The following is an 8382-nucleotide window of genomic DNA, read 5'->3' on the forward strand; positions in this document are numbered from 1 at the left end:
GGACCCGCCGCCGGGGGGTGCGGCGCCCGGAACGGGAGCGTGTCGTGCCCGCACCGGTCCACGAAGTAGCCTGGTGGTGTGAAACTGCTGCGCCGAGGTAACCCCGACAATTCCGACAACGGAGACCGTGAGGTCGCCGAGTCGAGTGCCGCCGCGCCGGCGCCGTCCACCCCGACCGAGGGCAAGGGCCGGCCCACGCCGACCCGCCGCGAGGCCGAGGGCAAGCGTCGCGGGCCCGTCGCACCGGCGCCGCTGACCGCGAAGGAGGCCCGGGCCCGGCGCAAGCAGACCCAGGGTTCCAAGGAGGAGCGCAAGGCTGCGTCCGTGGAGCGTCGTGCCACCGCGGCCGACCGCCGCGCCCGGATGCTCGCGGGCGAGGACAAGTACCTGCTCCCCCGCGACAAGGGCCCGGTGCGCGCCTTCGCCCGTGACCTGGTCGACTCCCGCCGGCACCTGGTCGGCCTGTTCATGCCGCTGGCGCTGCTGCTGATCATGGCGATGTTCCTCAACCCCGCGGTCCAGTCCCTCGTCACCCTCGGCATGCTGGTGATGATGCTGTTCATGGCCGTCGAGGGGTACATCATGGGCCGCCGCATCAACAACCGCGTCCGCGAGCGGTTCCCCGAGACCACGGACGGCGGCTTCAAGCTCGGCTGGTATGCGTTCGTGCGGGCCTCGCAGATCCGGAAGATGCGGGCGCCGCAGCCGCGGGTCTCCCCCGGCGACGCCGTCTGACCCCCCGGGGCGCCCACCACGGGCGCCCCGCCGGTCCGGCTTCGACCAGTCGATATGCGGGAGAACACCGTTGGTACGGTCTACCGCGTGTCCTCCCCCGCCGTACCCAAGCGCACCCTGGTCCTCGGCGGCGCGCGCTCGGGCAAGTCCGGGCACGCCGAGGCGCTGCTCGCCGGCGCGCCCGGCGACCGCGTCCGGTACGTGGCCACCTCCCGCCTCGACCCCGCCGACGCGGACTGGACCAGCCGCGTCGACGAGCACCGGGTCCGGCGCCCGCAGTCGTGGTCCACCGTCGAGACGGCGTCGGGACCCGGCCTGGCCGAGGTGCTGCGCGCGGACGCCCCCGCGACCCTCGTCGACGACCTCGGCACCTGGCTGACCGCCGAACTCGACGCGGCCGCGGCCTGGGACCTGCCGCGGGGAACGGTGGGCCCGCGGGTGGACGACCTCGTCGACGCGGTGTCCCGTTATCCCGGCCGGCTGGTGCTGGTGAGCCCCGAGGTGGGCCTCGGCGTCATCCCGGAGACCCGCTCCGGCCGACTGTTCCGCGACGAGATCGGCGCGTTGAACGCCCGTCTCGCGCAGGCCTGCGACGAGGTCCTGCTCGTGGTGGCGGGCCTGGCGATGACCCTCAAGTGACACCTCCCGCGCACCCGGCGCGCCCAGCGACGACCCTCTTTCCGATCACCAGCGCTGACGTGAAAGGTCAACCGTGACAACCGAATCGCCCAGCCCCGTCGAGCCCGGCAGCCCCACCGCGGCCGCCTTCGACGCCGTCACCCCGCCGTCCGCGGCCGCGCGCGCCGACGCCGACGCCCGCCAGCTCCAGCTGACCAAGCCGACCGGTTCGCTCGGCCGGCTCGAGTCGCTCGCCGGCTGGGTCGCGGCCTGCCAGGACCAGTGCCCGCCGCACCTGTTCGAACGGCCGCGGGTGGTGGTCTTCGCGGGCGACCACGGCGTCGCCCGACACGGGGTGTCCGCGTACCCGGCCGAGGTGACCGCGCAGATGGTCGCGAACTTCCAGGCCGGCGGCGCCGCGGTGAACGCGCTGGCCGCGATCACCGGCGCCGGGGTGCGGGTGGTCGACATCGCGGTCGACTCCTACACGGACCCGACGGTCGCCACCCACAAGGTGCGGCGCTCGAGCGGTTCCATCGACCGCGAGGACGCGCTCACCGAGGACGAGACGCTGCGCGCGATCGCCGCGGGCCGCGCCATCGCCGACGAGGAGGTGGACTCGGGGGCGGACCTGCTGATCGCCGGCGAGATGGGCATCGGCAACACCACCCCCGCGACCGTGCTGATCGCCTCGCTCACCGACACCGAGCCCGTGGTGGCCGTCGGCCGCGGCACCGGCATCGACGACGCGGGCTGGGCCCGCAAGACGGCCGCGGTGCGTGACGCGATGCGTCGGGCGCGGCCGGTGGTCAAGGACCCGGCGGCGCTGCTGCGGGTCGCGTCGGGCGCCGACCTGGCCGCGATGGCAGGCTTCCTCGCGCAGGCGGCGCTGCGCCGCACGCCGGTGATCCTGGACGGCGTGGTGGTCACCGCGGCCGCGATGGTCGCGGAGGAACTCGCGCCGGGCGCCCGGGACTGGTGGGTCGCCGGGCACCGGTCCACCGAGCCCGCGCACACGCTGGCCCTGACCCACCTACGGCTGGAGCCGCTCGTCGAGCTCGACATGCGCCTCGGCGAGGGGTCCGGGGCGCTGGTCGCGTTGCCGCTGCTGCAGTCCGCGATCGCGACGCTGACGAACATGGCCACCTTCGCGGACGCCGGCGTCAGCTCCGGCGAACCCGAACCCGACGCCGCCGGTCCAGAGGACGAGGCCACCGACCCCGAGGACGGGACCACCGCCCCCGACACCGCCCCGCGCTGACCGTGACCGCCGCACTCGACGGCCTCCGCCTGGCGCTGTCCTGGCTGACCGTGCTGCCCGGCCTGCACGACCCGCGGCGGCCGGCTCCGGACCGCGTCGCGGGCGGCCGGGCGATCGCCGCGACCCCGGTGGTCGGGGCGCTCCTCGGCGCCGTCGCCGCGGGCCTGGTCTGGCTGCTGCTGGCGGCCGACCTCGAGCCCGCGCTGGCCGGACTGCTCGCCGTCGCCGCGCTGGCCCTGGCCACCCGCGGGATGCACGTGGACGGCCTGGCCGACACCGTCGACGGCCTCGGCTGCTACGGCGACCCGGCCCGGGCGCTCGAGGTGATGCGCAGCGGCGGCGTCGGACCGTTCGGGGCGGCCGCGCTGGTGGTCGTCCTTGCCGCACAGGCACTCTCGTTCGGCGCGCTCGCCCATGCCGGGCAGTGGCTCGCGCTCGTCGCCGCGGTCGCGGCGGGCCGGGTGGCCGCCGTGCTGGCCTGCCGGAAGGCACTGTCCGCCGCCGCGCCCACCGGGTTCGGCGCGCTCGTGGCCGGCACCCAGTCGAGGTGGGTGTGCGCGGGCTGGTCGCTCGCACTGCTGGCGGCCGCGTCCGCCGCGGTGCCGGTGCGCTGGTGGCAGGGCCCGGTGGTCGTCGCGGCCGCGCTCGGGCTGACGGTCCTGCTGACCCGGCACTGCGCCCGCAGGTTCGGCGGCCTCACCGGCGACGTGCTGGGGGCCTCGATCGAGGTGACGGTGGCCGTGACCGCGGTGGGGTTCCTGCTCGGCGGCTGACGGACGACGGGCGGTCGACCACTCGCGCCGCCACCCGGGCCCACCCGACGCCGGCACTGAAACGCCGACGGCCCACAACCATTCGGTTGCGGGCCGCGGGTGTCTGACCGATCAGGCGAGCGTGCTCATCCAGCCGTGGGTGTCTGCGAAGGTACCGCGCTGGATGCCGGTGAGGGTGTCGCGCAGCGCCATGGTGACCGCGCCCGGCTCGCCACCGCCGACGGTGAACTCGCCCTCGGCGGACTTGACCCGACCGACCGGGGTGATCACGGCTGCGGTGCCGCACGCGAACACCTCGGTGATCTCGCCGGAGGCCGCCTTCTCGCGCCACTCGTCGGTGCTGATCCGGCGCTCCTCCACCGCGAATCCGGCGTCGGCGGCCAGCGTCAGCAGCGAGTTGCGGGTGATGCCCGGCAGCAGGGAGCCGGACAGTTCCGGGGTGACCAGCCGCGCGTCGGGCCCGGATCCGAAGACGAAGAACAGGTTCATCCCGCCCATCTCCTCGACGTAGCGGCGTTCGATCGCGTCGAGCCACACCACCTGGTCGCAACCCTCGTCGGCGGCCTGCGCCTGGGCGACCAGCGAGGCCGCGTAGTTGCCCGCGAACTTCGCCGCTCCGGTACCGCCCGGGGCCGCCCGCACATACTCGGTGGACAGCCACACGCTGACCGGCTTGACGCCCTGCGGGAAGTAGGCACCTGCCGGCGAGGCGATCAGCAGGTAGCGGTACCGGTTGGCCGGCCGCACCCCGAGTCCCACCTCGGTCGCGATCATGAACGGCCGCAGGTACAGCGCCGCCTCGCCGCCCGCCACCGGGACCCAGTCCTTGTCCACCGCGAGCAGCTCGGTGATCGAGTTGAGGAACAGGTCGTCGGGCAGCTCCGGCATGGCCATCCGCCGCGCCGAGGCGCGCAGACGCTCGGCGTTCGCGGCGACCCGGAAGGAGGCGACGGTGTCGTCCTGCTGCCGGTACGCCTTGAGGCCCTCGAAGATGGCCTGACCGTAGTGCAGGACCATGGCCGCGGGGTCGAGCTGCATCGGCGCGTAGGGCTGGACGGTGGCGTCGTGCCAGCCCAGGCCCTCGGTGTAGTCGATGGTGACCATGTGATCGGTGAAGTACTTCCCGAATCCGGGGTTCGCCAACACCCGGGCGCGCTCGTCCGCGGAGACGGGCGAGGGGTGGACGACGTGCGTGAATTCGAGGACACCAGTCATGCGCCGATCCTAGCGAATGCGCCGTACGCCATTTTCGCGGCGTACGGCGAACACAGGCCTCGGCTCAGCGGGTGTGCAGCGGGACGAACGGCGGGCTGACGATCTCGCAGCGCAGCGCGCGACCGCGGACGTCCACCTCCACCACATCCCCCGCCGCCAGTTCGGCGTCGGAGTTCAGCAGGCCCAACGCAATCCCGACCTTGAGCGTCGGCGAGAAGGTGCCCGAGGTGGTCTCGCCGATCGGCGCCCCGTCGCGGAGCACGGTCTGACCCTGCCGCAGCACGCCACGGTCGAGCGCCCGGATCCCCCACATCTTGCGGGCCGGGCCGGCATCCTTCTCCGCGACCAGCGCGTCCCGGCCCCAGAACTGCGGCTTCTTCCAGCCGATGGCCCAGCCGCACCGCGCCTGCAGCGGCGAGATCTCGGTGGACAGCTCGTGCCCGTGCAGCGGGTAGCCGGCCTCGGTGCGCAGGGTGTCACGGGCGCCGAGCCCGGCCACCTCGCCGCCTGCCTCGCGGACCGCGGCCACCAACGCCCGGAACACCGCCTCGCTGCCGTCCCAGGTGGGCAGCACCTCGTAGCCGTGCTCGCCCGTGTACCCGGTGCGGCACACCCGTACCGGCGCGCCCTCGAAGACCGCGTCCTCGAAGGCCATGTAGTCCATGCCGGACGGAAGGCCTAGCGCGGCAAGGATTTCCGCGGACCGCGGCCCCTGCACGGCCAGGACGCCGTAGTCGCGGTGCTGGTCGGTGACCGTCACCCCGGCCGGGGCCTCCGCGGCCAGCGCCGCCACCACGGCCGCGGTGTTCGCGGCGTTGGGGACGAGGAACACCTCGTCGTCGCTGACGTAGTAGGCGATGAGGTCGTCGACGACGCCGCCCGCCTCGGTGGCGCACAGCGTGTACTGCGCCTGACCCGGCCCGATCTTGCCGAGGTCGTTGGTCAGCTTGGCGTTCACGAAGTCGGCGGCACCGGGGCCCGAGACCAGGGCCTTGCCGAGGTGGCTGACGTCGAACACGCCGACCGCCTCGCGAACCGCGGTGTGCTCGGCAACCGTGCCGGCGTAGGAGACCGGCATATGCCAGCCGCCGAACGGCGCGAAGGTCGCACCGAGTTCGGTGTGCACAGCGTGGAGGGGTCCCTGCAGGAGGTCGGCGTCTGTCATGGGCGTTAACGCTAGCGGACCGCGTCGGGTGTCACGGCCACGGCGAACGCCCCGCCCACCGAACTAAGGTGTCGGGCAGTTGTCCACCCCCTGACGAAGGAGTGCACCCGTGAGTGCCGCCCTGTCCCCCGTAACCCCGCTCGGCCCCGCCCTCGCGCTGGCCGGCAAGATCTCTGCCCGCGCGGAGGTCCTGGTCATCGGGCTCACCGCAGGCCCCGACGGCCCCGAGCCGTCGGTCGGCGAGGCGCTCGACGACGCGACCGTGGAGGCGGTGCTCGCGCACCTGACGGCGGTCGGCGCGACCGGCCGCCCCGAGGAGGTCACCCGGGTCCCGGCGCCCGAGGGCGCCGGCGTCACCAGCATCCTCGCGGTCGGCCTCGGCAAGGCCGACGACGTCGACGCCGAGCAGGTCCGCCGGTCCGCCGGTGCGGCCGCCCGCGCGCTGACCGGGACGGGGACCGCGGCGACCACCCTGTCCGCGCTCGACCTCGGTGCCGCCGCCGAGGGCTTCTACCTGGGCGCCTACGCGTTCACCTCGTACAAGTCGAAGTCCGTGCCCGGCGCCGACGGACAGCCGGTCGCCCGCGTCGAGTTCCTCGTCGAGTCGCCCCGGACCAAGGCCGTCAAGGACGTGCTGGCGCGGGCGCTCGCGATCGGCGAGGCCGTCGCCACCGCCCGCGAGTTCGTGAACACCCCGCCCAGCCACCTGTTCCCGGCCGAGTTCGCGGCCCGCGCGAAGACCCTGGGCACCGAGGCCGGCCTCAAGGTCCAGGTGCTCGACGAGAAGGCGCTCGACAAGGCCGGCTACGGCGGAATCATGGGCGTCGGCAAGGGCTCCTCGCGGCTGCCCCGGCTGGTCCGGATGACCTACACCGGCGCGGCCCGCAAGTCGGCCCCGTCCGTCGCGCTCGTCGGCAAGGGCGTGACCTTCGACACCGGCGGAATCTCCATCAAGCCCGCCGCCGGCATGGAGGCCATGACCTCCGACATGGGCGGCGCTGCCGCCGTGATCGCGACCGTCGTGCTGGCCGCGAAGCTCGGGCTGAAGGTCAACGTGACCGCGACGGTGCCGATGGCGGAGAACATGCCGTCGAGCACCGCGCAGCGGCCCGGCGACGTGCTGACCCAGTACGGCGGCACCACCGTCGAGGTCATCAACACCGACGCCGAGGGCCGGCTGATCCTGGCCGACGCGATCGTGCGGGCCTGCGAGGACAAGCCCGACTACCTGATCGACACGGCGACCCTGACCGGCGCCCAGATGGTGGCGCTGGGCAACCGCACCCCCGGCGTGATGGGCACCGACGAGTTCCGCGACCGGGTCGCCCGCATCTCGCAGGAGATCGGCGAGAACGCGTGGGCGATGCCGATGCCCGCCGAGTTGCGCGCCGACCTGAACTCGAAGGTCGCCGACCTCGCCAACGTCACCAACCACCGGTGGGGCGGGATGTGCGCGGCCGCGATCTTCCTCCGGGAGTTCGTCGCGGACGACGTCCAGTGGGCACACATCGACGTCGCGGGTCCGGCCTACAACTCGGGCGGCCCGTTCGGGTACACCGGCAAGGGCGGCACCGGTGTGCCGGTGCGGACGATGATCGCCGTGCTCGAGGACATCGCCGACAACGGGTAGGCGACTGGCGTCGCCCGTGCGCCTTTCCGGTAGCGGTGCCTACCGGAAAGGCGCACGGGCCGTCAGGCCTGCTGGGCGCGTTTGCGCAGGATCTTCTGCCGGGCGTCGTGGTCTCGCATCCGCTGCGGGTACCCGGTCTTGCGCACGTCGTAGACGGGGATGCCGAGATCCTCGCCGAGCCGGCGGGCGCCGCGTTCGCCACCGACGCGGCGGCGGGTCCATTCCCCGTCGGTGGCCACCAGCACGACGGTGACCGGCGTGACCGTCGTCTGCGGCTCGACGTAGGCCTCGACGCCCACGTGCGTGTGCGCCCAGTTCGCCAGGTACTGCGCGTCGGAATCGGCGTCGGCGCGCGCGGAGACGCCGCGTCGCCGCCTCGAGAACTTGCTGAGCAAACCCACGATTTCCCCCTCCTCACCCGACGTCGATGCCGATTGCGTGGTCCAGTCWCAAGTTTGCCAGCAGTTCCTGTGCGCGAAATGAGGAAGCTGTGGCACGCCCCTCATCGGACGGCCCGAACCGATCAATGGAAGGATGGGCAGACGCCGTCCCGGGTCGAGTTCGTCGGGGTATTTCCCGACCGCAACTGGTTCCGTGACGTCGGCACTACTGCACAATGGATTTCGACCACAAGTCGACAAACTCAACAACCCGAACACAACTGTCGAGGAGTCAAAAGCATGGCCTTCTCCGTCCAGATGCCAGCCCTTGGTGAGAGCGTCACCGAAGGAACTGTCACGAGGTGGCTCAAGCAGGAGGGCGACACGGTGGAGGTCGACGAGCCSYTGSTCGAGGTCTCCACCGACAAGGTCGACACCGAGATCCCGTCGCCGGTCGCGGGCGTCCTGCTCGAGATCAGCGCCCAGGAGGACGACACCGTCGCCGTCGGCGGTCAGCTCGCCGTCATCGGCTCCGGCGCGCCGGCCCCCGCCGCGCCGCCTGCCCCGGCACCCGCTGCCCCGGCTCCTGCGCCCGCCCCGGCCGC

Annotated in this window: 9 protein-coding genes; 6 read left to right on the forward strand and 3 right to left on the reverse strand. The window is 73.3% G+C overall.

From position 1 onward, the window contains the following. Positions 1 to 78: 78 nt before the first annotated feature. From AC1DU4_RS14010 to AC1DU4_RS14025, 4 genes are all read left to right on the forward strand, one after another. Positions 79 to 735, forward strand: a complete 657-nt coding sequence (locus AC1DU4_RS14010) for a DUF3043 domain-containing protein (protein WP_072847384.1) — start codon at positions 79 to 81, stop codon at positions 733 to 735. A gap of 54 nt (positions 736 to 789) precedes the next feature. Next, on the forward strand, positions 790 to 1374 hold the full coding sequence (locus tag AC1DU4_RS14015) for a bifunctional adenosylcobinamide kinase/adenosylcobinamide-phosphate guanylyltransferase (protein ID WP_477840751.1): 585 nt from the start codon (positions 790 to 792) through the stop codon (positions 1372 to 1374). 73 nt (positions 1375 to 1447) lie between these two features. Beyond that, on the forward strand, positions 1448 to 2614 hold the full coding sequence (gene cobT / locus AC1DU4_RS14020) for a nicotinate-nucleotide--dimethylbenzimidazole phosphoribosyltransferase (RefSeq protein ID WP_477840753.1): 1167 nt from the start codon (positions 1448 to 1450) through the stop codon (positions 2612 to 2614). 2 nt (positions 2615 to 2616) lie between these two features. Further along, positions 2617 to 3387 (forward strand): adenosylcobinamide-GDP ribazoletransferase, encoded by a 771-nt coding sequence (locus tag AC1DU4_RS14025; protein ID WP_477840755.1) that lies wholly within the window; start codon positions 2617 to 2619, stop codon positions 3385 to 3387. Between the two features lie 111 nt (positions 3388 to 3498). On the opposite strand, the gene AC1DU4_RS14030 is transcribed toward AC1DU4_RS14025, so the two are convergent. Together AC1DU4_RS14030 and gcvT are read right to left on the reverse strand one after the other, a co-directional pair. Further along, positions 3499 to 4602, reverse strand: coding sequence for a branched-chain amino acid aminotransferase (locus tag AC1DU4_RS14030; protein ID WP_477840757.1), 1104 nt, complete (start codon positions 4600 to 4602; stop codon positions 3499 to 3501). A gap of 64 nt (positions 4603 to 4666) precedes the next feature. Then, a complete protein-coding gene (gene gcvT, locus AC1DU4_RS14035; RefSeq protein WP_477840759.1) occupies positions 4667 to 5767 on the reverse strand; it encodes a glycine cleavage system aminomethyltransferase GcvT in 1101 nt (366 codons plus the stop codon). A gap of 109 nt (positions 5768 to 5876) precedes the next feature. On the opposite strand from gcvT, the gene AC1DU4_RS14040 reads away from it, so the two are divergent. Then, positions 5877 to 7397 (forward strand): leucyl aminopeptidase, encoded by a 1521-nt coding sequence (locus AC1DU4_RS14040; RefSeq protein ID WP_477840761.1) that lies wholly within the window; start codon positions 5877 to 5879, stop codon positions 7395 to 7397. Between the two features lie 62 nt (positions 7398 to 7459). Here AC1DU4_RS14040 and AC1DU4_RS14045 read toward each other — a convergent pair whose 3' ends face one another. Beyond that, positions 7460 to 7798, reverse strand: coding sequence for an oxidoreductase (locus tag AC1DU4_RS14045; RefSeq protein WP_072847378.1), 339 nt, complete (start codon positions 7796 to 7798; stop codon positions 7460 to 7462). 279 nt (positions 7799 to 8077) lie between these two features. Between AC1DU4_RS14045 and AC1DU4_RS14050 the strand changes: the two genes are divergently transcribed. Continuing rightward, a partial coding sequence (locus AC1DU4_RS14050) for a biotin/lipoyl-containing protein (protein ID WP_477840763.1) occupies positions 8078 to 8382 on the forward strand: 305 nt, incomplete at its 3' end.

It is taken from the genome of Rhodococcus sp. P4_F5, from assembly GCF_056401315.1.

Bases quoted from the DNA above. Each gene is read 5' to 3' on its own strand.
- AC1DU4_RS14015 (WP_477840751.1), top strand. From the start codon at position 790: ATGCGGGAGAACACCGTTGGTACGGTCTACCGCGTGTCCTCCCCCGCC.
- AC1DU4_RS14030 (WP_477840757.1), bottom strand. From the start codon at position 4,602: ATGACTGGTGTCCTCGAATTCACGCACGTCGTCCACCCCTCGCCCGTC.
- gcvT (WP_477840759.1), bottom strand. From the start codon at position 5,767: ATGACAGACGCCGACCTCCTGCAGGGACCCCTCCACGCTGTGCACACC.